The organism is Pseudomonas sp. P5_B2, assembly GCF_056400445.1.
In genome coordinates this window covers 1-794 of record NZ_JBFULH010001255.1, presented here as the reverse complement: position 1 = coordinate 794, position 794 = coordinate 1, and the positions used below count along the sequence as shown (strand labels likewise).

1 pseudogene is annotated in these 794 nt (G+C 55.9%); it reads left to right on the top strand.

The features are described 5' to 3' along the window. Positions 1 to 513, top strand: a pseudogene (locus AC1DRJ_RS30585) (exopolyphosphatase); the annotation flags it as partial. Positions 514 to 794 lie beyond the last annotated feature (281 nt).

Here is a 794-nt window from a genome sequence, read left to right as displayed (position 1 = left end):
GAACAGGCGGCGCGAGTTGAGCGCAAGGCCCTGCATGCCTTCGATCAAGTGGCTAAGGACTGGGATCTGGAAGATGGCGTCTGGCGCGAACTGCTGGGCTGGGCGGCCAAGGTCCATGAAGTGGGCTTGGACATCGCCCACTATCAATACCACAAGCACGGTGCCTACCTGATCGAGCACTCCGACCTCGCCGGTTTCTCCCGAGAAGACCAGCTGATGCTTGCACTGCTGGTTCGCGGCCATCGCCGCAACATCCCCAAGGACAAGTTCGCCGACTTCGGCGATGACGGCATCAAGCTGATTCGCCTGTGCGTACTGCTGCGCTTCGCGATCCTGTTCCATCACATCCGCGGCACCCAGCAAATGCCTCAGGTGATGCTGCATGCCATGGGCGCCAGCCTCGATGTGCTGTTTCCGGAAAATTGGCTGGACGACAACCAATTGACCCAGGCCGACTTCGCCATCGAAGCGGAATGGCTCACCCGGGGCGAAATCGTACTGAGCGTGCGCTAACATCGTCGCTGTGGTCTCGTGAATGTGTAGCACCAGACAAAAATGGCGATCCACAGGGATCGCCATTTTTGCTACGCGACGCTTGTTTTAGCGTACAAAGAGTTTGATCCCTTAGTGCCGAGCCTTTGCATTAAGTGCATTCACGAGTTTTTCACATGCTGCCATGAAAGACGCGTAAAATGCTCCAGCTCCTTTTTGGTTTTTTGGCCCGCGCTACCATGGCGGGCTTTTCTTTGCTCTGGATTTGCTTTCAGCACAATAAAAAGGCCAGGGTTGTCGAT